20 protein-coding genes are annotated in these 23234 nt (G+C 36.6%); 8 read left to right on the top strand and 12 right to left on the bottom strand.

Features of this window, described 5'->3' with window-relative positions:
* The first annotated feature begins 7 nt into the window (after nucleotides 1-7).
* The 3 genes from OLM45_RS09805 to OLM45_RS09795 are packed head-to-tail and all read left to right on the top strand — an operon-like array spanning nucleotide 8 to nucleotide 2889.
* Nucleotides 8-1330 (top strand): sugar porter family MFS transporter, encoded by a 1323-nt coding sequence (locus OLM45_RS09805; protein ID WP_264509781.1) that lies wholly within the window; start codon nucleotides 8-10, stop codon nucleotides 1328-1330.
* Between the two features lie 3 nt (nucleotides 1331-1333).
* Complete coding sequence (locus tag OLM45_RS09800) at nucleotides 1334-2221, top strand: carbohydrate kinase family protein (RefSeq protein WP_264509780.1); 888 nt, start codon at nucleotides 1334-1336, stop codon at nucleotides 2219-2221.
* The gene (locus OLM45_RS09795; RefSeq protein WP_264509779.1) at nucleotides 2218-2889 is read left to right on the top strand and encodes a GDSL-type esterase/lipase family protein; all 672 of its coding nucleotides are present in this window, start codon (nucleotides 2218-2220) and stop codon (nucleotides 2887-2889) included. The genes OLM45_RS09800 and OLM45_RS09795 overlap by 4 nt, the downstream gene beginning before the upstream one ends.
* Nucleotides 2890-2945: 56 nt before the next feature.
* On the opposite strand, the gene acs is transcribed toward OLM45_RS09795, so the two are convergent.
* The 12 genes from acs to OLM45_RS09735 all read right to left on the bottom strand — a co-directional run bounded on the left by acs (nucleotide 2946) and on the right by OLM45_RS09735 (nucleotide 18997).
* Nucleotides 2946-4853, bottom strand: coding sequence for an acetate--CoA ligase (gene acs, locus OLM45_RS09790; RefSeq protein ID WP_264509778.1), 1908 nt, complete (start codon nucleotides 4851-4853; stop codon nucleotides 2946-2948).
* 138 nt (nucleotides 4854-4991) lie between these two features.
* Nucleotides 4992-6887: an acetate--CoA ligase gene (locus OLM45_RS09785; protein WP_264509777.1), complete on the bottom strand. Its 1896-nt coding sequence runs from the start codon at nucleotides 6885-6887 to the stop codon at nucleotides 4992-4994.
* 20 nt (nucleotides 6888-6907) lie between these two features.
* Nucleotides 6908-7270: a response regulator transcription factor gene (locus OLM45_RS09780; protein ID WP_129461207.1), complete on the bottom strand. Its 363-nt coding sequence runs from the start codon at nucleotides 7268-7270 to the stop codon at nucleotides 6908-6910.
* 5 nt (nucleotides 7271-7275) lie between these two features.
* Nucleotides 7276-9960, bottom strand: coding sequence for an ATP-binding protein (locus tag OLM45_RS09775; RefSeq protein ID WP_264509776.1), 2685 nt, complete (start codon nucleotides 9958-9960; stop codon nucleotides 7276-7278).
* Complete coding sequence (locus OLM45_RS09770; RefSeq protein ID WP_264509775.1) at nucleotides 9953-10147, bottom strand: hypothetical protein; 195 nt, start codon at nucleotides 10145-10147, stop codon at nucleotides 9953-9955. The genes OLM45_RS09775 and OLM45_RS09770 overlap by 8 nt, the downstream gene beginning before the upstream one ends.
* 65 nt (nucleotides 10148-10212) lie before the next feature.
* Nucleotides 10213-10437: a DUF6814 family protein gene (locus OLM45_RS09765; RefSeq protein WP_264509774.1), complete on the bottom strand. Its 225-nt coding sequence runs from the start codon at nucleotides 10435-10437 to the stop codon at nucleotides 10213-10215.
* 11 nt (nucleotides 10438-10448) lie between these two features.
* Complete coding sequence (locus OLM45_RS09760; RefSeq protein ID WP_129461211.1) at nucleotides 10449-11987, bottom strand: MFS transporter; 1539 nt, start codon at nucleotides 11985-11987, stop codon at nucleotides 10449-10451.
* 28 nt (nucleotides 11988-12015) lie between these two features.
* Complete coding sequence (locus OLM45_RS09755; RefSeq protein ID WP_264509773.1) at nucleotides 12016-13287, bottom strand: hypothetical protein; 1272 nt, start codon at nucleotides 13285-13287, stop codon at nucleotides 12016-12018.
* Nucleotides 13288-13385: 98 nt separating this feature from the next.
* On the bottom strand, nucleotides 13386-13805 hold the full coding sequence (locus tag OLM45_RS09750) for a terminase gpP N-terminus-related DNA-binding protein (protein WP_264509772.1): 420 nt from the start codon (nucleotides 13803-13805) through the stop codon (nucleotides 13386-13388).
* Between the two features lie 221 nt (nucleotides 13806-14026).
* A complete protein-coding gene (locus OLM45_RS09745; RefSeq protein ID WP_264509771.1) occupies nucleotides 14027-16216 on the bottom strand; it encodes an ATP-binding protein in 2190 nt (729 codons plus the stop codon).
* A 223-nt stretch (nucleotides 16217-16439) separates the two neighbouring features.
* Nucleotides 16440-17666: an aromatic hydrocarbon degradation protein gene (locus OLM45_RS09740; RefSeq protein WP_264509770.1), complete on the bottom strand. Its 1227-nt coding sequence runs from the start codon at nucleotides 17664-17666 to the stop codon at nucleotides 16440-16442.
* Nucleotides 17663-18997, bottom strand: a complete 1335-nt coding sequence (locus OLM45_RS09735) for a DUF4270 domain-containing protein (protein ID WP_264509769.1) — start codon at nucleotides 18995-18997, stop codon at nucleotides 17663-17665. The genes OLM45_RS09740 and OLM45_RS09735 overlap by 4 nt, the downstream gene beginning before the upstream one ends.
* Nucleotides 18998-19231: 234 nt before the next feature.
* Here OLM45_RS09735 and OLM45_RS09730 point away from each other — a divergent pair, with 234 nt between their 5' ends.
* Genes OLM45_RS09730 through OLM45_RS09710 form a run of 5 tightly spaced genes read left to right on the top strand, consistent with a single transcriptional unit; the run spans nucleotide 19232 to nucleotide 23190 of the window.
* The gene (locus OLM45_RS09730) at nucleotides 19232-20056 is read left to right on the top strand and encodes a hypothetical protein (protein WP_264509768.1); all 825 of its coding nucleotides are present in this window, start codon (nucleotides 19232-19234) and stop codon (nucleotides 20054-20056) included.
* A gap of 15 nt (nucleotides 20057-20071) precedes the next feature.
* Nucleotides 20072-21067 carry a Kelch repeat-containing protein gene (locus tag OLM45_RS09725; protein ID WP_264509767.1) on the top strand — a complete coding sequence of 332 codons (996 nt, stop codon included), beginning with the start codon at nucleotides 20072-20074 and terminating at the stop codon, nucleotides 21065-21067.
* Nucleotides 21068-21076: 9 nt separating this feature from the next.
* The gene (locus OLM45_RS09720; RefSeq protein ID WP_264509766.1) at nucleotides 21077-21379 is read left to right on the top strand and encodes a DUF4907 domain-containing protein; all 303 of its coding nucleotides are present in this window, start codon (nucleotides 21077-21079) and stop codon (nucleotides 21377-21379) included.
* On the top strand, nucleotides 21372-22457 hold the full coding sequence (locus OLM45_RS09715) for a sensor histidine kinase (RefSeq protein ID WP_264509765.1): 1086 nt from the start codon (nucleotides 21372-21374) through the stop codon (nucleotides 22455-22457). Before OLM45_RS09720 ends, OLM45_RS09715 begins: the two co-directional genes overlap by 8 nt.
* Nucleotide 22458: 1 nt before the next feature.
* Entirely contained in the window at nucleotides 22459-23190 is a 732-nt protein-coding gene (locus tag OLM45_RS09710) for a LytR/AlgR family response regulator transcription factor (protein ID WP_264509764.1), read from the top strand.
* Nucleotides 23191-23234: the final 44 nt, after the last annotated feature.

The raw sequence follows: 23234 nt of genomic DNA, 5'->3' as shown, positions 1-23234 counted from the left end.
TATCACTATGAATTATCGTAAAATATTTTATTGGTCCATTGTCGTGGCCTTGGCCGGATTTCTGTTCGGATTTGATACTGTTGTGATTTCAGGTGCTGACAAACAACTTCAAACCTTATGGAATAGCTCCAATTTATACCATGGTTTGGTGGTCATGTCATCAGCACTTTGGGGAACTGTTGTTGGAGCAGTTTTCGGTTCGTGGCCCACCAATCATTGGGGACGTAAAAAAACATTAGTTGCTATCGGTGTGCTCTTTTTGCTTTCGGCTGTGGGAACTTGTATGGCAAATGATCCCGTTTCTTTTGCGGTATTTCGGTTTTTAGGCGGACTCGGGATTGGAGTCTCTACCATTGCTGCTCCGGCTTATGTCTCTGAAATTGCTCCTGCTGCGAAACGGGGTCAATTGGTTGCCTTGTACCAATTCAATATTGTTTTCGGAATATTGGTCGCTTTCGTTTCTAATTATTTTTTACGCGATATTGGTGAAAATGCATGGCGATGGATGCTCGGAATCCAAGCAATTCCTGCTTTGCTCTATACAATAATGGTTTTGGGTATTCCCGAGAGTCCGAGGTGGCTGTTAGAATATAAAAACGATACTGAAAAAGCAGTGCAAATACTTAAAGCGATTGACCCAACAGTTGATCCTCAGAACAGTATTCATGCCATTTTAAATGAAAAAAAGAATGACCCAACTTCTGAATCTCTATTTTTAAAAACCTATCGCAAACCCCTACTCCTCGCCTTTTTTATCGCTTTTTTCAATCAAGTTTCAGGAATTAACGCATTTTTATATTATGCGCCTCGAATTTTTGAATTGGCGGGTTTAGAACAGTCGGCGTCTTTTTTAAGCAGTATGGGAATTGGATTAATTAATTTAATTTTTACCATTATTGGTGTCGGACTCATTGACAAATATGGGCGAAAAACATTGATGTATGTCGGTTCAATTGGTTATATCATTTCCCTCGGATTAGTAGCCATCGCTTTTGCTTTGGAATGGAAAGGTATGTTGGTGCCGCTTTTCTTTTTTGTCTTTATCGCGGCTCATGCTATCGGACAAGGTGCGGTAATTTGGGTATTCATTTCTGAAATATTTCCCAATAAATTACGCGCTGCGGGACAATCCTTTGGTTCTTCGGTGCATTGGGTTCTAGCGGCCATAATTCCCGCCTTTATGCCTTTTACTATTGAAAAAATTGGAGCAGCTTCTGTGTTTACCTTTTTCTGTATCATGATGATCGGGCAATTGGCTTGGGTATATTTAAAAATGCCCGAAACCAAAGGAAAATCCTTGGAAGATGTTTCGGAAAGTCTAAAAAGTTAGATCATGAAAAAGGTAGTTTGTTTTGGAGAAATATTATGGGATGTTTTGCCAACGGGTGCTATTGCCGGTGGAGCCCCTATGAATGTAGCCATTCGTTTGCAATCGCTGGGGGTTTCTTCCCAAATTATAAGTAGAAAAGGAAATGATTCTTTGGGTGAAGAATTGATTGCTATTCTAGCTAAAAAAGGAGTTTCCACAGCATTAATCCAAACGGATCCCGATTTGAAAACCGGTGAAGTATTGGTTCATTTGGATGAAAAAGGGCATGCTTCCTATGAAATTGTATATCCGGTTGCGTGGGATAAAATTGCTGTTGAAGATGTTGCTATTGAGGCTGTTTGCCAATCGGATGCCTTTGTATTTGGTTCATTGGCCACCCGCGACGAAACGTCAAAAGCAAGTTTGCTCACCTATTTGAAACATGCAAAATACAAAGTGTTTGATGTAAATATTCGTCCGCCGTATTACGACATTGATGCCTTGGCAGCGTTGATGATCCATGCGGATTTATTAAAATTAAATGATGACGAACTCTTTGAAGTTTGTCCTGCATTGGGTTCGGGGCATCATACCCTAGAAGGGCATATACAATTTTTATCGAACTATACGGGGGTCGAAAATATCTGTGTGACTTTAGGTGCGAAAGGTGCGGTGTTTTATACCCAAGAAAAATTTTATTATTCCCCAGGATTTGCAGTTGAAGTTGTGGATACCATTGGTGCAGGAGATAGTTTTCTAGCCGGTTTACTTTCCGTGTTTTTGAATGAAAATAATCCGCAAAAAGCCGTAACTTTCGGTTGTGCTGTTGGCGCATTGGTAGCTGGGAAACAAGGTGCCAATCCTGAGCTGTCCCAACGAGAAATTGAAATATTTATTACGAATCAAAAATGAACATCAAACCCTATTTTATCCTTCTATTCGCTTCTTCATTAATTGCGCAAACAAAAGTGAGTGATTTTGTTGATTATCAAAAATATGACTCCGAAAATAAAATGATTATGTTGGAATCCAACTTTCAAGGAAAAACAGTGTTAATGGGTGATTCTATTACTGAGTTTTGGAAAGTGAATGACCCCCAATTTTTTGAACAAAACCAATTGATTGATCGTGGAATAAGTGGACAAACCACAAGTCAGATGCTATTGCGTTTTCGACAAGATGTTATTGCATTGCAACCTAAATCGGTGGTTATTTTAGCTGGAATTAATGATATTGCCCAAAATGCCGGTCCGATTTCTGTTCCTCAAATTTTTGACAATATTAAATCAATGGTGGATTTAGCAAAAGCGAATAAAATCCAACCCATTCTTTGTTTATTGGTTCCCGCCAATCGATTTCCCTGGCATCCTGAAATTATTCCAACAGAAAAAGTGACTGAATTAAATGCTTTGATTCAAAATTATGCACTTAAAAATGCGCTTCCTTTGGTGGATTATTATACGCCTTTGAAAGATAGTGATTCTGGATTAGCTAAGAAATATGGTGAAGATGGAGTACATCCCAATTTAGAAGGATATAAAGTGATGGAGAAAACACTAATGGCTGTGCTTAAAAAATAAAAAAACTGCCTTCATAAGAAAGCAGTTTTCAACCAATAAACTAAATAAACTAATAACTAAACGCGATCGTTTTTAATTTCTTCAACGATTTCCGGGTTTAATAACGTTGAAATATCACCGAAGTTACTGAAGTCACCTTCTGCGATTTTACGCAATATTCTACGCATAATTTTTCCTGAACGGGTTTTGGGTAAACCGCTCACAAACTGTATTTTATCCAATTTGGCAATCGGGCCAATTTGATCCGAAATTAATTGGTTGATTTCTTTCGCTAAATTTTCACGATTACGGGTCTCTCCTATTTCTTTCAAAATAATAAATCCGTACATCGCATTACCTTTAATGTCATGTGGGAAACCTACAATTGCACTTTCTGCCACTGCGGGATGTTCGTTAATTGCATCTTCAATAGGTGCGGTACCAAGGTTGTGCCCTGAAACAATGATGACATCATCTACCCGACCGGTGATTCGGTAATAGCCCACTTCATCACGTAAAGCTCCATCACCCGTAAAATATTTTCCAGGAAAAGCCGAAAAATAGGTCTCTTTATACCGTTGATGATCGCCCCAAATGGTTCGCGCCATACTTGGCCAAGGGAATTTGATGCACAAACTTCCGGTCACTTGATTGCCTTCAATTTCATTGCGCAATTCATCCATTAATACGGGCTGAATTCCGGGTAAAGGTAAAGACGCATAAGTTGGTTTTGTAGGCGTTACAAAAGGAACGGGTGAAATCATAATTCCTCCGGTTTCGGTTTGCCACCAGGTATCCACTAATGGACAACGTTTACCACCTACATGATCATTGTACCAGTGCCATGCTTCTTCATTAATTGGCTCACCTACTGAACCAATTACTTTTAATGAAGACAATGGATATTTTTGCACGTAATCCAAACTCTCTTTCGCTAACGCACGAATGGCAGTTGGAGCCGTATAAAATTGATTGACTTTGTGTTTTTCTATGACTTCCCAAAAACGACTGAAATTGGGATAGGAAGGAACACCTTCAAAAATCACTGTTGTAGCGCCATTTAATAATGGGCCGTATAAAATGTAAGAGTGACCTGTAATCCAACCTATGTCGGCCGTACACCAATACACATCATTTTCTTCATAATTGAAAATGTTTTTAAACGTGTAAGCGGTATACACCATATATCCTGCAGTCGTATGCAGCATCCCTTTGGGTTTTCCAGTTGACCCCGAAGTGTACAGAATAAATAAGGGATCTTCAGCATCCATGATTTCCGCTACATTATTTGGAATTGCAACATCCAATAAAGGTTGCAACCATAAGTCACGTCCTTCTTTCATGGGGACATTCTGATTGGTGCGACGTGCTACTAATACGGTTTCAATCGTGGGACATTTTTCCAAGGCCTCGTCAACAATACCTTTTAAATTAATGGTTTTATCACCACGATACCCTCCGTCAGAAGTAATCACCATTTTGGCTTCACAATCCTGAATACGTGCCGCAACAGCAGAGGCTGAAAATCCGGCAAACACCACAGAATGGATAGCGCCAATTCGGGCACAAGCCAATACAGCTACTGCCAAATCAGGTATCATCGGAAGGTAAATACAAACGCGATCCCCTTTTTTGATGCCTTGATCCCGAAGTACGTTCGCCATTCGAGCTACACGAGCATATAATTCGTTATAGGAGATATGTTGCGCGGCCTCGTTGGGGTCATTGGGCTCAAAAATGATGGCCGTTTTCTCCCCTCTTTTGGCTAGATGCCGATCTATACAATTTTTGGTAATATTTACTTTAGCATTCACAAACCATTTGAAGTCGGCTTCCTGCATATCGAACTCTAAAACTTTGTCCCATTTTTGGTACCAAGTAAAATTCTCATCCGCGATTCGGTCCCAAAATTTTCGGGGTTCACGAATGGATTTTTTATACATTTTAAAATAATGTTCGAGATTATTTATTTTATAATAACTCATTTCCTTATTTTTTTATTAATCTGATTACAAATCAAAAGTAAAGATAAAAAAGATGCAAAATTGATTTTTGTTGCTAAATTACTATAGCTAATTAAAGCAGGCTTTATTTTCAGCTTATGATTTAATTTACAATAATATTTATTTAAAACTTCCTATTTTACAATGACTTAACACTTCTTCTATTTCAGGAATAATAGCTTCATCATCTATAGTAGAAGGGATTTGATAATCGGCGCCATCAACTATACTTCGCAATAATTTTCGCAATATTTTTCCGGAACGCGTTTTGGGTAAGCGTTGCACTACGATGACATCTTTCAAAGAAGCTACGGCTCCAATTTGTTCCCTCACTTTTTGAACGATCTCATGTTGCAATTGAAAATGTTCAATCTCTTCGCCTGATTTAGTAACTACTAAGGCCAAAGGAATTTGTCCTTTTAAATCATCATTAATTCCGATCACGGCACATTCTGCAACCGAATGATGTGCTGCCACAATTTCCTCCATTTCGGCTGTAGACAAGCGGTGCCCTGCTACATTAATCACATCATCTACCCTACCCGTGATGAATAGATAGCCCTCATCATCTTTAAATCCGCCATCACCTGAGAAATAATATCCTGGGAATTTGGTTAAATAACCCGCTTTAAATCTGGGGTTGTCGTTCCAAATATCCAATAAAGTTCCTGGAGGCAACGGCAATTTAATCACCACATATCCTTCTTCATTCGGACCCAATTCTTCGCCATTTTCAGAAAAAATACGGATGTCATAACCTGCCACCGCTTTGGAAGCTGATCCTGGTTTAATTGGAAGTTGTTCCACGCCCATCATATTGGAAATCATGGGCCAACCTGATTCTGTTTGCCACCAATGGTCAATAGCAGGCACCGGAATATGTTCGTTATACCATTCCAAAGTCGCCACATCGCAACGTTCCCCTGCTAAAAACTGAGTACGTAAACACGATAAATCGTATTGTTTGATGAATTCACCATTGGGATCTTCTTTTTTAATGGCGCGAATTGCTGTGGGTGCCGTAAACATCACGCTGACATTGTGTTCTGAAATCACACGCCAAAAGGTACTCGCATCTGGAGTACGAATCGGTTTTCCTTCAAAAAGAACTGTTGTATTACGATTTATTAACGGACCGTAAACAATATAACTATGTCCGACTACCCATCCCACATCCGATGCAGCCCAAAAAACTTCACCCGGTTGTGCACCGTATATATATTTCATCGAGAATTTTAAAGCCGTTGCATAGCCACCGGTATCTCGAACAATTCCTTTGGGTTTTCCTGTTGTACCTGAGGTATATAAAACATATAAGGGATGTGTAGCATTTACAGGTACACAAGCCGCTTCTTCTGAGCCATAAACTAAAGCGTCGTAGTCCACATCGTATTTTTTAAAGGGAATCCGAGCTCCCAGTTTACGATTCAAAACCACCACTTTTTTAGGTTTATGTTCGGCCAATTCAATGGCTTCATCCACTAAAGGTTTATACGCAATCAGTCGATCAATTTCGATGCCCGATGACGCAGTAATCACTACTCGAGGTTTGCAATCATCGATGCGTATGGCTAATTCATGAGGAGCAAATCCGCCGAAAACCACTGAATGCGTAACGCCAATTCGTGCACAAGCCAACATCGCAAATGCAGCTTGAGGAATCATGGGCATGTAAATTACGGCCGTATCGCCTTTTTTCAAGCCCAATGCTAAAAGTCCGCCCGCCAATCGTGCAACTTCCGATTTTACTTCGTTAAAACTATATTTCTTAAGGGTTTGGGTAACCGGAGAATCGTAAATGATGGCGACTTGATCACCATATCCGGCTTCGATATGTTGGTCCAATGCCAAGTAACATGCATTGGTCTCACCATCGGCAAACCACAAAGGATAGCCGTTAGCATCTTCCGATAAAATGGTTTTGGGTGGTGTAAACCAAGGCAGTTCGTTGCTTTGTTTTTTCCAAAAGGCTTCCTTATTACCAAGGCTTTCCTGGTAAAATTCGTTGTAATTCATGGTATTTGTTGGTTGTTGTTTTACGCTAAAAGAACATGTACTTGTTCGACTACTTTTTTCAAAGAAAAGGGTTTGGTTAAATAGGCATCAGCGCCCAAGGCCAAACCTTTTTCAATGTCACTTTCTTTATTTTTTGCGGAAAGGAAAATCACTTTACAATGATTCAAGTTTTCATTTTGGCGAATCTGTTGTAAGGTTTCAAATCCATCTACTAAGGGCATCATGATATCTAATATGATAACATCGGGAAATTGTGTTTTTAAAATCTCTAATGCTTCTTGACCATCACGCGCGATAAATACTTCAAAATTATTTTTCTTGAAGGTATATTCCAGCGTCATTACAATGTTGGGTTCGTCATCAACGATTAAGATCTTTTTCATGGTTGCTATTTTTTGGGTAATGTAAAATTGAGACATGCGCCGCCGTTTGCGCCATTGGTTGCCCAAATTTTACCTTTATGAGTTTCTATAATTTGTTTACAAATGGCGAGTCCGAGTCCGCTGCCTATCGGTTTTTTGAAGTTTTGATTGGTTGACTGGTAAAATTTATCAAAAATATTTTCAAAATCACCTTTGGTAATTCCTTTGCCGTTGTCTCTAACTTGGACTTCAATGAAATCCGCTTTATCGTGAACGGCAATGACAATCAATCCGTCTTGTTCGGGGCAGAATTTAATCGCATTGGACACCAAATTGGTAACTACTTGGAAAATGCGATCTTCATCAAAAAGTGCTTTTATATTTTCCTTACCTTCGACATGAATCGAAATTTGCTTATTTGTCAGTAATTGTTGGAGCGGTTCAATCGCATTTTCAATGGTTTCCATAATTTGATTTTCGGAGACATTGATTTTTTGTTTTCCCGTTTCGAATTTCTCCAAATCCAAAACCTTATCAATTAAACGATTCAATCGATCGGATTCAGATATTATATTTTGTAAAAATTGTTTTCGGAGTTCTTCAGGGATTTCGTCGTCTTCGATTAAGATCTCACTCGCCGCTCGAATGGCGGTAATAGGTGTCCGAATTTCGTGGGTCACCGTATCCAAAAACTCATCTTTTTGTTGGTCTTTTTGGATTAAGGAATCGTTGGCATCTTTAAGTTTTGCCGATAATTCTTGTAATTCACGTGAAGTCTCGGTTAGTTTTTTATTGATAATAATATTCTCTTTGGATTCCTCTAAGATTTTCAACACTTCGGGTAATGTAATTTTTTCCTCTTTCACTACACTGGCGATTAGGATTCGGGCTGAAGCCGTTCCAATATGACCGGTCAAAAGATTCTCAGCAAATTTGATCAAACGGGCATCGGCCAATTCTTGATTTTTATCCACATTGTATTTGAGGTTAAAAATATTCATGGCTCGTCGGGTGCGTTCTTCTCCCAAGAAACGGATTAACACTTTTTCAATATCATTGCGATAGGCTGTCCCTTTCCAAATAAAGGCATTCTCATGATTGGTGATATATTTGTTGATGTCGACAAACATTTCTGCATAATTGCGTTCGCGGTAATTCCCTTTAAAACTCACCGAAACACCAAAATAGGTAATGAAATTGAAGAACAAACTCCAAAATAAAGCATGCGGTACCGGTTGCAAATAATCCAATCCAAACAATTGAAAAGGTTTGAGTAAATGTATCCCCATGAATCCTTCTGAAATCAAGGAATTGGCAGCATTGCTGGCACCTAAAGCATACGGAATTAATAAGGTGTATATACAAACGGCAAAACCAATGATTATTCCCCAAACGGCACCGAGACGCGAACCTCTTCGCCAGAATAAAGCACCAAAGAATGCCGGCGCCAATTGAGCGATGATGACAAATGCCACGAGTCCGATAGACACCAAGCTGTAATCCAAACCAAAAAAACGGTAGATAAAATAGGCCAAAATGATGAGAGAAAAAATCCCAATTCGGCGGCTATTTAAAATTCGGGTACTATTGATGGTTTGCTCCTCCCCTTTGAGTTGGCCAATAAAATTGTATGGAATTAATACGTTATTAGTGACCATCGTGGCTAATCCAATAGACGAAACGACAATCATGGAAATGGCTGCGGAGAATCCGCCCAAAAAAACCAATGCGGTTAATAGAACATTTTTAAAATGCATCGGAATCAACAAGGAATACGCATCCGAATTGACATCTTGTCCTTCAAACAAAATATTGCCACCCCAGGCAATGGGATAGACAAAAAGATTGAAAATCAAAAGGTACAAAGGAAAAAGCCAAACTGCGGTATTGATATGATTTTCACGGTTGTTTTCAATAACGGCTACTTGAAATTGACGCGGTAAAAGGAAAATTGCAAACATGGAAAGCACACATAGCAATCCCCAATTAATCGCTTGAGGCAATCCACCAATGGTATTTCGTTTTACAAAGTCAGGGAGTTGGGATGCTTTTTCGTAAATATCGCCAAAACCGTTGAAAACACTGTAGGTAACATAGATTCCAATAATGACAAAGAAGACTAGTTTTAATACACTTTCCAAAGCCACAGCGGTCACTATTCCTTTTCTTTTTTCAGAAGCATCGACATAACGCGTTCCGTAATAGGAAGCAAATAGCGCTAAAGCAATGGCGATAAAAGTGGTATTGTCTTCAAAAATATTGGTACGAATGGGTGTATTGGAAACAATATGAAACGTTTCGGCAATCGCTTTCAGTTGTAACGCGATATAGGGAATAATTCCGGTCAAACAAATTATCGTAACCAAAGCACCTAGGAAACGGCTATTCCCATAGCGGAGGGAAATAAAGTCGGCTATACTCGAGATTTTATTGATTCTAGAAATGCGAATAATTTTTCGCAAAATAATGATCCAAGTAGGTGCAATAATAACGGGGCCGAGATAGATAGGTAAATAGTTCAGTCCGCTCTCTGCAGCTACACCAATGCTCCCGTAATAGGTCCATGCAGTACAATAAACCGCAAGTGATAAGGTATAGATATAAGGATTGTTGGTCCATTTCGAATTGTCTTTCTTTTCGGCCCAATGGGCGATATAAAATAAGACACCCAAATACAAAACCAATATGGCAATTAATACAATACTATTCATTGTAACGGCGAACAATTAAAAGAGAGAGTAGTATTGCTAAAATCCATAAGGAGAAAAAATACACATAAATCAACGGAAAACCGCCCATGTTTTGAGCGGAATCAAATAGCAAAACCAAGGGAAGGTTGAATCCCATCCATAGGATTAAAGCTATGATGATTAGTTTCTGTTGGTGTCTTTTTTTCATATTTTTTATAAAAACACCCAAAGCCCTTAGGATATAAGAGCTTTGGATTATTTTAGTATTGTCTATTAATTATAATCTTCATCGTATTCGCTGGTAATACAATAGTAACCAAAAAGGCCTAAACCTGATACTACCAAAGGTAATAAAATAAAGAAGATAATAATCCCGAAAACCAGGTCATCCTGTTTACCGGAGGATAATTTTCCACCAAAAATGGAGATACAAAAGTAGGACACTACTGCGGCGAGCAAAATCCAAATAAATCCTAGAAATTTCTTTAATGCATTCATAATCCTATATATTATTCGTGAAGCGTATTAATTTTTTTGTCGATATAAATGACCCCGATGACAAAACAAACGGCGGCAATAATGATAGGATACCATAATCCTTCCAAATAGAATTCTGTATCACCAGCGTCTTTTGCGGTAGTAACCAGATAGGTTGAAATGGCAGGAAGTAATCCACCAAAGATACCATTACCCACGTGATACGGTAAGGACATGGACGTGTACCGAATTTTCACTGGGAACATTTCTACTAAGAAAGCAGCAATCGGTCCGTATACCATGGTTACAAATATCACCTGGATGAACACTAAGAAAACCAACATCCAACGATCGCTATCATTGATTTTTTTCGTGATTTTGGTTTCCACTTTATCTTTTCCTTTATCATCGACCATCACTTTACCGGCCTCCATGTGGATGGTTTTGATTTCTTCCACAGTAGTTCCATCGGTATACGCTTTGTTGGTCGTGTAAATCGAATCGATTTTAGTACCTTCGATTTCTTTCATAGAAGGAACTGTAGTTGTTTTTTCAACAATTTCCGTTTTCTTGGTTAAGTCAGTTGTATTATACATCGCACGATAAATCGGACGGTAAGAGATAATCGCAATCAACATCCCTAACATCATGATGTTTTTACGTCCAATTTTATCACTTAATTTACCAAAAACCACGAAGAAAGGCGTACCTAAAACAAGTGCAATTCCCAAAAGCGTATCTACTTGTGAAGCATCGATATTTTGAACAGTTTTCAAGAAGTTCATCGCATAGAACTGACCCGTATACCATACTACCCCTTGTCCCATAGTCGCTCCAAATAAAGCCAACAAGACAAATTTGAGGTTGTATTTATGTCCAAAAGATTCTTTTAACGGATTTGAAGCGGTTTTACCTTCTGCTTTCGCTTTGGCAAAAACAGGAGATTCATGCATTCCTTTGCGGATATAATACGATACAACAACCATTAAGATTGAAACCCAAAATGGAACTCTCCATCCCCAATCTTCAAATGCTTCTTTGGTCATCATTTGTTTCGTGATCAAAATTACCATTAACGAAACAAACAAACCAACCGTAGCCGTAGTTTGAATCCAAGATGTCCAATACCCACGCTCGCCTTTAGGGGCATGTTCGGCCACATAAGTAGCCGCTCCACCATATTCTCCACCTAAGGCTAAACCTTGTAATAATCGGAGCACCAAGACTAATAACGGTGCCATAAATCCGATGGTTTCATAACTCGGAATACACCCAATCAAGAAGGTAGCCCCTCCCATTAGCATTAAAGTTACCATGAACGTATACTTACGTCCGATCAAATCGCCCAAACGTCCGAAGAATAAAGCTCCGAAGGGACGAACAACAAATCCAGCAGCAAAAGTAGCCAGTGTTGACAAGAAAGCGGCAGTGGGATTATCCGCTGGGAAGAATTTGGTTGAAATAACAACCGCTAAACTTCCGAAGATGTAAAAATCGTACCACTCGATCATGGTACCCATAGAGGAAGCAGAAATGACTTTCCAAATCCCTTTTGATGATTCTTTGCTCATAAGTTATAATTTTATCGTTGGTTAATTATTAAAAAGAATATACACATGAAACCATGAATCGGATGTTGCTTACATCTTTTGCATTGGTATCTGCTTCTCCATTTGCTTTACTGCTCAAATCGCCCCAAGTTGCTTTTGTATATTCAATTTCAGGGGTCACTCTAAATTTATTTTGTTTGAAATCTACACGTCCAGATACTCGCATTACGTTATCTACTACACGAGTTCCACTTACACCACGCATATAATATTTCACAGTTTCTCCAGCAGCTAAACCATTCTTGTCAGTACCATTATTTTGGGTTAAACCAACAAAAAGTCCGGGAGCAATATTTTTCCCATTGCTCGCAATGTCTACCCAGAAAGCAGAAGTTTTAGAAGCTTTGTATTTTTCAATTCCGTTTGAGGTATAACCTGCATATCCACCAAGCATCACTTGACTATACATATCTCCTCCTGAAATACCGTAAGCTTTTACAGAGAATTTGTCATTAGAGTATTTGAAATACCCAACAACCAAGGTACTGTTTACTTTTTCATCCGTATTTTTTCCGCCAATTTCGGTTAGTGGTTGTAAGGATTTATATTCTAAACCAAGACCAGCAATCCAACTTTTATTTTTGAATTGGAATTGTCCATGAACGGTTGGAAGTGGCGAATTGATTGCTGCCGCGTTTTGTGTTCCGGGACCAGAAACGGTAAATTCTCTTTCTTTGTAAGCAGTTAGTGCAAATGAAAAGTTTTTTCCTAGACTTTGTTTGAATCGAACTTGTGTTGCCCATCCAAATGGGTTGAACATGATTCCTGTGTTAAAGTTGGCTACCCCAGGAAAAACTTCAGGAATGAAGGTTGGGTACCAAGTTTGACCCATCGTTAAAGACGATTTCGACCAATCCATTTGAACAAAGGCATGACGTAAACGCAATAAACCAATCGAACTACCGGTTGCTGCTGATTCTGAATTTCCAAAGAAATCACCTTCTAAATTTCCTGAAATTTTTGCTCCCCAAACATTGGGTCCTTTTGCTTTTACGCCAAAACGAGAGACAATGGATAGAAAGTTGGATGCAGAATTGGCATTCAAGTCGACACCATTAGCATCTTTCACTTCATCCAAGGGATACAAGTTCAATTCGTTTTCACGAACATTGGCGGATTTACGTGTATCAAAGATGTAATCGGTACGAACAAATCCGTAAAGATTGACATCCCATTCTTTTTCAGCCGGAGCGGCTGGAGTGGTTTGGGAATATCCCCATAACGAGGCTAAAGCGCACGTTGTTAAGAATATTTTTTTCATAATTTAAAATTTGGTTAGTAATACATTTTTGCTTGACCAAATTCTAAAATTTTGTTAATGAAAAAAATATCTATATATATTTATGTAAATGATATAGTTTAATCTTTAAAGCGCTCCCATTTAATGAGCATGAACTTATCCCCTAGTTCGGTAATAATCATACCCGCTCCTTTTAATTGATCTTTGTTTTTTAGGAATTCTACTAACTCTAAGTGGTTATAAATCTTATAGGTGGGGTGATAATCGGTATGATTGGGTTTTGTCACTTTAAATTCTTTTACCCAATTACTTACTGTGACATGGGAAACCCCGATAATACGCTCAATTTCCCGAAAACTTAAACCTTCTAAGTATAATTGTAACGCCTTAGTTACATAATAGCTATCGATCTTTTTTCCTAATTTATTGACGGTAAAGTAGTAATTGCAAGATTTGCATAAATACCGCTGTCTTTCTTTGATTACACCACTTTTGACAATGGTTGTATTTTGACATTTAGGACATGAAGGAATTTCCATATATATAAATTTTGCATAAATATACTAATTTAGCAATTATACAAAAATAATATTCAAAAAAAAATTCACTTATTTTTTAAGTATATCTATTTTTTGACTTAAATGATTGCGAATAGTGCTGCAAATGATGTAAAACATCAATTTCGTTTGGAATATTAATACAGAATTTGATAAAAATAAATAATTAAAAAAAAGAGCTAATTAATTGAATTAAAAAGTAGTTATATTGATTTTACAAGTACCTGTTTTAATCGATCTACTTCCAGGGGTTTGTATAAAAATCCGGTGAATAATTCCTGGTATTCTGTATTGTCTTTCGCTGAAACGTCTGCTGTAAGTCCGAATATTGGCGTTTCTTGATTTAGATTTTGGGTTTTACGGATATACCGAGCGGCCTCAAAACCATCCATTTCGGGCATATGAATATCCATCAATATAAAATCATAAACTTTTTTATTGGATTCCATCACGGCTTCTTTTCCATTCAAGACATGAAATACGGAAAATCCCCATTTCGATAAGAGTTTGTCGGCAATCATCGCATTGATAGAATTGTCTTCGACCAATAAAATCGATTTTCCATCAAAATCTACGGTATGAGTTTTGTAATTTACCTCACAGGATTGTAATGATTTTTTAAGAGGGATGGAAAAGTAAAATGTACTCCCTTTACCGTATTCACTAGTAACTTGAATTGAACCTCCATACAATGCTACCAGATTTTTCACAATGGCCAATCCTAATCCTGTGCCGCCTGCTTTTCGGGTTCGTGTATTTTTAACTTGGGTAAAACTTTCAAATACTTGATGCAATTTATGGGATTCAATCCCTTCCCCAGTATCACTGATTTCAAAATTTAAAGTATCCACTTTGTCTGCTATTTCAGCTAATTCCACTTTCAATTTTACGGTTCCTTTTTCAGTGAATTTGATGGCATTATTCACTAAATTCCCTACAATTTGAGTCAATTTAGTGGCGTCAATCTCATAGGAAGTCAAAATGTTTTCATCCAGATCTAAAACCAAATTAATGGCTTTGTCTTCGGCCATCGGATAATAAGTTTGGTGTAGATTTTGCATTAACTCCCGCAAATCACAATCGTGTAAATCCAACTCTACTTTTCCCATATCCAATTTGGTGAAGTCGAGAATGTCATTAATGACCATCATCAAGTGATTGGCAGAAAACTTTAAGGGTTCCAACATAGGATTGCTGCTCAATTCATGTTCTTCTCCCAACATATTAATAATAGTTGTGATGGCGTTAAGCGGTGTCCGAATTTCATGACTCATGGTGGAGAGAAATTCTTGACGAACACGAGCCGCTTCCTCTACCCGATTGTTTCGCTCGATCATTTCGGCGCGTTCGCGTTGCAATTCAGCTTCGCGTTCCATGGTTTTCATTTTGACTAAAATGTCGTATTTATCGATTACTTTCAGCGTTTCCGTATTTAAAACCGCCTCTTTTTCTCGCATAAAATATTCTAAATAGTTTAAAGCTTTGGAAATATCACCTTCAGATTTATAAATCTTATAATAGAGATAATAACACTTAAATCGAACTAATGTAATGTTGTGTTTATCAATAATAGCAAAGGCCAAATCCAAGGTTCGCTTGGCCATTTCCATATTGTTTGTACTGTAATATAATTTGGATAATTTATGATACGCCATTGATAAACCCATCTTTTCCCCCATGCGCGTGTGAATTTCAATGGACTTATGGAAGAGATTTTCGGCAGATTCAAATTGTTTTTGGGCGGCTAATACTTTTGCTTTACCATATAAGGCAAATGCCAATCCGCGAACATCATCTGCTTTATTTTTCATGATAATCGAAGCTTCAATATAGGCTTCCGCTTTTTCCAAATCATTTTGCTTAATCCAAATACTGGATAAATTAGTTAAAGCATTGGATTCAAGTTTAATGTCATTTATTTTTCGCGCGGCTTCAATGGCATTTTCATAGGATTCTACGGCCTTTTCAATGTCTTCAAAATACTCATAAATAGTGCCCAAGGTTTTTTCGCAACGGGAAATGTTATGGTAATCGTCGTACTTTTTATAAATCCCTAAAGCATCCACCATGTAGACTAAACCTAAATGATAGTTATTGGTTTTATACATTACACCTGCGATGGAATACTTCGCATCTGCAATTCCGCGATCGTCTTCTAATTCTTGATATAATTCAATGCTAATGTTGGCATATTCCGTGCAAGTATCATTATCTCCTTTAATCATATGAAAAAGAGATAAATGGGAATACGATTTCGCAATAAGTTCTTTGCGATGATGAAATTGGGCGAGTTGAAGGGCTTCGTTCGCCAATTGGATACTTTGTTCCAAATTGTTAATGCGAGAAACATACGACTCGTCCAGTAGTTTGAGAATACCGGAGCGAATTTCCATGGTTGATTGTTTGGGTTTGTTAAAAGTAACAATAATAGAGTATCAATGATGTAATTTGTTTATAATTAATCATTTCTACTAATTTGAATTACTTTAATTCAAGGTAAAAGTATAAACAATCAAGCTGTATATTACCCTACTGTAAAAAAAAACGGATGAGACAACAGCCTCATCCGAAAAGAAACCTAAAATTCCTTTATTGTAAAAACAGAAACAAACATGATTAATCATATTTTCTTTTAGCAAACCAAAATGCATTATAGCTCAAATTGATTCCTATTTTGTGATAGTTTTCACGGATTAGATTATTTTCTACTGTTCCTTTTATTCCATACGAATACGTAATATTTAATTTGGTTTTTGTTCGTTCCAAAGGAATTCCCAATCCCATACTTAAAGCATAATTTCGAATAGGCTGATTATTTACAAGTAGGTATCCTGAATCATATTTCAAGCCTGCACTGTAGGTTAAATGCCAGGAATTTCGATTGGGTTCGGTTTTCTGATACGTCAACCCCATAGCCACTATATCTTGTGCTTTGAATTGACCATAACTGGAATTATTTGAACTATAACCCCAAAAAGAACGGGAATAATCCAAGGTGAAATTCCAATCTTTTTTGACCTCATACTGCAGACCTGTACCTGTAGATAAAGGGAAATAAAATCTAGCTACATTTTCGTTTTCATTCGTAAGTATTTCGGTGGTTTCACTGCTGTCAGTCGAACTAATACTCCGGTATTTAGCTGCTTTCATTTGTGTTGGAAATTGAATTGTATTTCCAATAGTGAGTTTTTGATTTATTCGCCATTGTGAACCTAATTTAAATTGAAAACCATGATAATTTCCTGATGTTGAAAAAGTAGAAACGGAATTGGATATTTGATAGATATCATTGGTTTCAATATTTCCAAATAATATACTACATGTTACTCCCCAACTCCATTTATCAGTTTGTCTTTTACCGAAAGATACCTCCATCTTTGATATTCCTCCAGTATTATTGTAATAATACAAATACGACTCATCACTATTGCCAATATCCATTTCATATTTATTGATTTGGAAACGGGTATTTGTATAAGGCATCAACGCTAGCGAAAACCCCGACTTCTTCCCCAAGGGAAAACCTAGACTAACATGTGAAAATTGAACATTATTGCGTTTACTTTTACTTTGAAAATCTTTGGCTATAGTTTGGTAGGCATTTCCACCTAATTCGAAGAAAAAATCATTTCTACTCATTTCACTTAAGGATGCTGGATTTAGGTTATTTATAAAGTTTTTCGAACTCAATGCAATTCCTGAACCAGCCGTTGACGGAATAGAACCAAAATCAGTTTCATAAAAACTTCCTAAACCAAATTGAGAGTAACTCGAACTGCTAACGCTTTGCGCCCAGATACTTTGCACACTTAAGTACACTCCTATTATATACAATCGCTTCATTCGTATGGTAAATAATACACTTTTAAAATTATTCGGTCTTCACTATTGTTCTGACCACCAATAGCAATTCGATTCACTGTTTTTTGATAATCGGGTAATGTAATTATTAATGAGTACGGATTATTTCCATCTTTACTCAATTCTTTATTTAAGAAAGTTCCAATAGAGAAGGTGTAATAAACATTATCCCCAAATTCGTTACTCACATCATTCAATTGCCCGAGTAAATCGTCACCGGTAGCCGTGTATAATTTTGAATTGATCCTGTTTAAATGATCAGCACTGTAAATACGTAAAGAGTCTTTCAGTGGATATTGCTTGTTGTGGGAGGTTCGAATAGGTTTTAAAATCAACTTGGCATCCACAATTATTCCTTTATGGTCAATAGAATATAAACTCTTTAAATAAGGAAAATCAATTCGGCAAGCCAATCCCGTTCCAGATTGAATAAAGGCTGCATTATTAGTTAATGTACTATTCAAATAAGAATTTGAATTGGGTAAATTTTGGAGTACTGTTCCTGTTCGATCAAGAGAAATTCGATTAAATTGTTTTGCAACATCAGTAATAGCAAAATCTTTAGTTAAGCCATCATTCTCATCAGAATCGTCATTGATAGAATAATATAAACGTAGAACAGAAGAAGTGTTGTATCCACAAACCGATGCTGGAAGCAACGACTCATCCGCTTGAATAAGTAACCCTTTAAAGTAATCATGAAATTGATTGATATCACCAAACTCAAAATTTTTCAACTTTAAAAAAACATCTTGACCAAAAGTATCATTCAAGCGAATGGATAATGAATCATTTTCCTTTGGACGGGGATAAAAACTTTTATTTCCTAAGGCGGAAGGGTCATAGTTTAGGGTATTGGTATTGTAAAAAGCGGTAGTTGTCTCTGCCGGTGATTTTACTTTTTGTGTAAGTTTAAAAACCTGTAATCGTTGCAATTGAGTTGTATCTCCATAATAATAGCGATCATTTTTTAAAATAAGTACAATGGAATCAAACACATAATTTGGGGTGTAAGTATCTGAATCGCTTGAGCCTAGTTTTAAACTGGTTGGTGAATACTCGAAATAACTTTGTGATCGCACTTTGCCGTATATAGGATCGGTGTACCCTCCAATCAGTAATCGACTGGTTGAGGATGTTTGTAATGAATCAAAATTAATTGTTGAAACCCTGACACTGAGGGTGTCCAACATGACAATTTTATCATTAATCTGCATCACGCCTGTTCCAGTTTCTGAAATTTCATCTAAAACATCCGAATCACAAGCAATACATCCAAGAATGATAATGAAAACCCATAGCATTTTTTTCATACAGTCTGTTTTTTACCAAATGTAATGGCAGGTAAGTTTCAGCATAAAATTTATTATACCAATTACAGAAATTAATCTACGAAATTGACTATTCAATCGATAATCCCTTTTGAGAGGACATTATGCCCTTTAATCGATATAATATCTGTTTCTATAGATTGTTTTTTCAGGTTGATATAACTTATTTTCAAGGTCAGAAATCCCGATTTACTTTTGGTTCATTCGAAATAATAGATGAAAAAAACAGTAATTCAATTTCTCATATTGGGGAATATTTTTGCACAAGCGCAAACCAAAATGTCGGCTACTTTTCAGGGTAGTTATGATTGGAGTAAAAAATTCACTTTAACTAATTGTCAAGGCACGTATTTAACGGAATTGCATTGGTTACCGCGAGTTAAAACTTCATTTGAATTGGGATTTGAATACAGTCAACCTCAATTTCGTTCGTATACTTTATCGAGTATGGAACTAGATATCTTTCGGAAATCCATAAACCTACTAGGGATACAATATGAGCAACAAAATTGGGAATTGTCTGCCCGTATCCAACCTGAATGGAGTTCCTACAACAATTCAGGGATGCGTTGGAATCAGTTATTAGGTGGGGTTGCTATCAAATTTAAATTTTTAAAATCCAACCAACTCCAACTTGGTATTCAAAAATCAACGCTTTGGGGTGCTGCAAAATGGTATCCTCAAATTGCGTGGTTAGGTCATCAAGGACATTGGAAATGGGAAATCGGATTTCCCAAAACAAAACTTACCTTTTATGATGCAATTAACCGATGGGAAATCATAGCACAACAAAATGGTTCCCGATTTAAATCAACGAATGACGATGCAAATGGAATAATTCATGGCGACTATTTTTCCTATTCAAGTACCGCTGTAAAAGGAAGTTTTCAACATCAATTTGACCGTTATTTTTTTGTTGAATTACATGCAGGATATCTTTTTAATCAAACATTTTCAACATGGAATGCATCTTCTGAAGCAACCCAATTGGTTAAAGAAAATGGATTAACAACAGGAGTAAGTATAAAATTTAAATATTAACAAAAACAATCAATCATGATTAGATGTAAAAAGAATGTAATTTCATTATTAGTAGTTGGAATCGCCCTTGTGGGATGTAACAATGATGATAACGACGATGAATTATATGGTAATTGGGTTAGTCGATCCGCTTTTGATGGGGTTGCACGAACAGGTTCCGTAGGAATTGTTATTGATAATTATGCCTTTGTGGGAACGGGATATAATGGAGATGAATACCTTAATGACTGGTGGATTTATGATTCAGAGAATGATTTTTGGGAACAAAAAGCAGATTTCATAGGATCGAAACGAACTTCGGCTTCAGCATTTGCAATTAATGGCAAAGGTTATGTAGGATTGGGTTACGATGGTACAAATAAGTTGAAAGACTTTTATGAATACAATCCGGAAACCAATATATGGATTCAAAAAGCAGATTTTGCAGGAACAGCTAGATACGGTGCCGTAGGTTTTCAAGTGGCTAATACGGGCTATATGGGCACTGGATATGATGGGAATTATTTAAAAGATTTTTACAAGTATAATCCAACAACAGATACTTGGACTGTTTCAAACGGTTTTGGTGGAAACAAACGAAGAAATGCAACAGTTTTTACAATTGGAGATAAAGCCTATTTAGGCACTGGATTAAATAACAGTGTGGCACAAATCGACTTTTGGGAGTTTGATGGATCAACAGAAACATGGACACAAAAAAGGGATATAAATAATGGAGATGATGGCGAGTATAATGCTGATTATTCAATCATTAGAGGGAATGCATGTAGCTTTTCTGTCAATGGGAAAGGATATATTACTTGTGGAGGTAATGGAACATCAACATGGGAGTATAACCCTTCAACCGATTTATGGGTACAGGTTACAGGTCTTGAGTCTTCTGGTAGAAATGATGCCGTGGGATTAACAATAAATAATCGTGGATTTGTATTGTTAGGAAGAAATGGTACTTCTTATTATGATGATGTATGGGAATTTTTGCCTGGTGTGACTCAAATAGATAATGATTAGAATTAACAAATGAAAAATCAATTCATCTTATTCTTAATAATAGTTTGTCTAATAGGCTGTCGAAAAGAACCTCAATTTTCGACAGCCGCATTTCAAACACGTAATGGATGGGGCTATACCATTGCAATCAATAAAAAGGTAGTGATTAAACAATCAATTATTCCAACAGTTGTTGGAAACCAATCTTTTGTAACGAAAAAGGAAGCCTTGAAAACTGCTGCAGTAGTTTTAAGAAAACTTAAACGTTTTGGTAACCCTACGCTAACAAAAAATGAAATAGATTCGCTTCAGATCACCTACCAACATGAATAAACAATCAAGAAGTATAGTAAACAAAGACTTTATTCTCCATGGAACACTATGGGTAATCATAAGTCTACTTCTGGGGTTACCGAATTATTTAAACCAACATTTTTCGTTGGGAATTTTTATTGCAGAATGGATAACCTATGTAGTACTCTTTTATTTTAACTACTTATTTCTTGTCCCAAAATTTCTTTTAAAAGGGAAATACTTCTTTCATTTTATCCTCTTATTGGGGTTAATTGTTTTCTTCACTGAAGTGCGAATTCATTTTTTTCTGGATGATTTAAAATTGATGCGTCCCCCTAATTCTGTTATTGTTGAAGGAAAGAAAATACTACTTCAACCCATGAAACAACCTCCTGAACCTCCTTTTTTTTTAAATGTTGCCATGTCATTTTCGTACATATTTATTGTCTTGATAAGTACAATTATTAAAGTCTTGTACGAATACAATCATAACTTTCAAAATCGATTATTAGCAGAAACAGAGCGTAAATCCGCTGAATTAAATTACTTACGGAAACAAACAAATCCTCATTTTTTATTTAATAGCTTAAATAGCATTTATTCTCTAGCAATAAAAAAATCAGACCAAGTCGGAGATGCTATTGTCACGCTATCAGAATTGATGCGGTATATGTTGTATGAAACTGATCAACGAGTTGTTTCCTTAGAAAAAGAAATCAATTACATCGTGAATTATATCGAGCTCCAAAAGCTTCGAATTCACGATATTGAAAATGTAAGGGTGAATATTACGGGAGAAATGAAAGAAAAAATGATCGAACCGTTGCTTTTGATTTCGTTTATCGAAAATGCTTTCAAATACGGTACCGATTACAAAGGCAAAACCCATGTGCGATTAAAAATAAGCCTTGAAGAATCTTGGTTGAATTTTTATATCGAAAACACAATAAGTCGACAAACTGAAGACCTAGTGAATTCAGGAATTGGTGTACAAAATATTCAATCACGACTTGAATTGCTTTATCCCAAATCACATCTACTGAAAATTGAAGAAGTTGATGGTTTTTATAAAGTTAATCTGCAATTAAATTTAGACGAAAATAATCCTGTATTTTAATATGAAATGTATCATTGTGGACGACGAACCCCTTGCTGTAGACTTATTGGTTGATTTTTGTGGCAAAATGGATGCTTTAACATTGGTCAAAACATTCAATAACGCGATTGATGCCATTTCATTTGTCAATCAAAATAAAATTGACCTCATTTTTTTGGATATTGAAATGCCGCAATTCACGGGAATGGATTTTATCAATACATTGGAATCAAAACCGATGATAATTTTTACTACGGCCTATTCCAATTATGCGGTAGAAGGTTTTGATAATGGGGCACTGGATTACTTACTTAAACCCATTCCATTCAGCAGGTTTGTAAAGGCCGTTTTACGAGCCGAACAACAATTTAAACTGGTACAAAATAATCCTTCAGCACAAACAGAAGCACCACTATTAGTTCAAGAAGAGGAGGCAAATTTTATGTTTATTAAGGTAGGATATGAAACGATGAAAATTGATTTCAAGGATATTCTTTTTATTGAAGGCCTCAAAGATTATGTCAAAATAATTTTCACGAATAATACCAATGTATTATCCTTAATGAGCATGTCAAAACTCGAAACTACTCTTGAAAATAAAGGATTTTGTCGAATTCATCGTTCGTATATTGTCAATCTAAAGAGCATTCAATCCATTCAGCGAAATCGAATTCTAATCGCTGACAAAAGGTTGCCTGTTAGTGATACATATCGGGAATCTTTTTTTAAAACAATACAATTAAAACAGCGATAAAGTAAAGGGAATCAACTCGTTTAAAAAGTACATTTATCCATAAA

The organism is Flavobacterium sp. N1719, from assembly GCF_025947045.1.
Taxonomy (GTDB): Bacteria; Bacteroidota; Bacteroidia; order Flavobacteriales; family Flavobacteriaceae; genus Flavobacterium; species Flavobacterium stagni.
This window is presented reverse-complemented; position numbering and strand designations above follow the sequence as displayed.

Bases quoted from the DNA above. Each gene is read 5' to 3' on its own strand.
- OLM45_RS09800 (WP_264509780.1), top strand. From the start codon at position 1,334: ATGAAAAAGGTAGTTTGTTTTGGAGAAATATTATGGGATGTTTTGCCA.
- OLM45_RS09780 (WP_129461207.1), bottom strand. From the start codon at position 7,270: ATGAAAAAGATCTTAATCGTTGATGACGAACCCAACATTGTAATGACG.
- OLM45_RS09795 (WP_264509779.1), top strand. From the start codon at position 2,218: ATGAACATCAAACCCTATTTTATCCTTCTATTCGCTTCTTCATTAATT.
- OLM45_RS09805 (WP_264509781.1), top strand. From the start codon at position 8: ATGAATTATCGTAAAATATTTTATTGGTCCATTGTCGTGGCCTTGGCC.
- OLM45_RS09755 (WP_264509773.1), bottom strand. From the start codon at position 13,287: ATGAAAAAAATATTCTTAACAACGTGCGCTTTAGCCTCGTTATGGGGA.
- OLM45_RS09715 (WP_264509765.1), top strand. From the start codon at position 21,372: ATGAATAAACAATCAAGAAGTATAGTAAACAAAGACTTTATTCTCCAT.
- OLM45_RS09710 (WP_264509764.1), top strand. From the start codon at position 22,459: ATGAAATGTATCATTGTGGACGACGAACCCCTTGCTGTAGACTTATTG.
- OLM45_RS09740 (WP_264509770.1), bottom strand. From the start codon at position 17,666: ATGAAGCGATTGTATATAATAGGAGTGTACTTAAGTGTGCAAAGTATC.
- OLM45_RS09765 (WP_264509774.1), bottom strand. From the start codon at position 10,437: ATGAATGCATTAAAGAAATTTCTAGGATTTATTTGGATTTTGCTCGCC.
- OLM45_RS09720 (WP_264509766.1), top strand. From the start codon at position 21,077: ATGAAAAATCAATTCATCTTATTCTTAATAATAGTTTGTCTAATAGGC.
- acs (WP_264509778.1), bottom strand. From the start codon at position 4,853: ATGAGTTATTATAAAATAAATAATCTCGAACATTATTTTAAAATGTAT.
- OLM45_RS09770 (WP_264509775.1), bottom strand. From the start codon at position 10,147: ATGAAAAAAAGACACCAACAGAAACTAATCATCATAGCTTTAATCCTA.
- OLM45_RS09735 (WP_264509769.1), bottom strand. From the start codon at position 18,997: ATGAAAAAAATGCTATGGGTTTTCATTATCATTCTTGGATGTATTGCT.
- OLM45_RS09730 (WP_264509768.1), top strand. From the start codon at position 19,232: ATGAAAAAAACAGTAATTCAATTTCTCATATTGGGGAATATTTTTGCA.
- OLM45_RS09785 (WP_264509777.1), bottom strand. From the start codon at position 6,887: ATGAATTACAACGAATTTTACCAGGAAAGCCTTGGTAATAAGGAAGCC.
- OLM45_RS09775 (WP_264509776.1), bottom strand. From the start codon at position 9,960: ATGAATAGTATTGTATTAATTGCCATATTGGTTTTGTATTTGGGTGTC.
- OLM45_RS09750 (WP_264509772.1), bottom strand. From the start codon at position 13,805: ATGGAAATTCCTTCATGTCCTAAATGTCAAAATACAACCATTGTCAAA.
- OLM45_RS09745 (WP_264509771.1), bottom strand. From the start codon at position 16,216: ATGGAAATTCGCTCCGGTATTCTCAAACTACTGGACGAGTCGTATGTT.
- OLM45_RS09760 (WP_129461211.1), bottom strand. From the start codon at position 11,987: ATGAGCAAAGAATCATCAAAAGGGATTTGGAAAGTCATTTCTGCTTCC.
- OLM45_RS09725 (WP_264509767.1), top strand. From the start codon at position 20,072: ATGATTAGATGTAAAAAGAATGTAATTTCATTATTAGTAGTTGGAATC.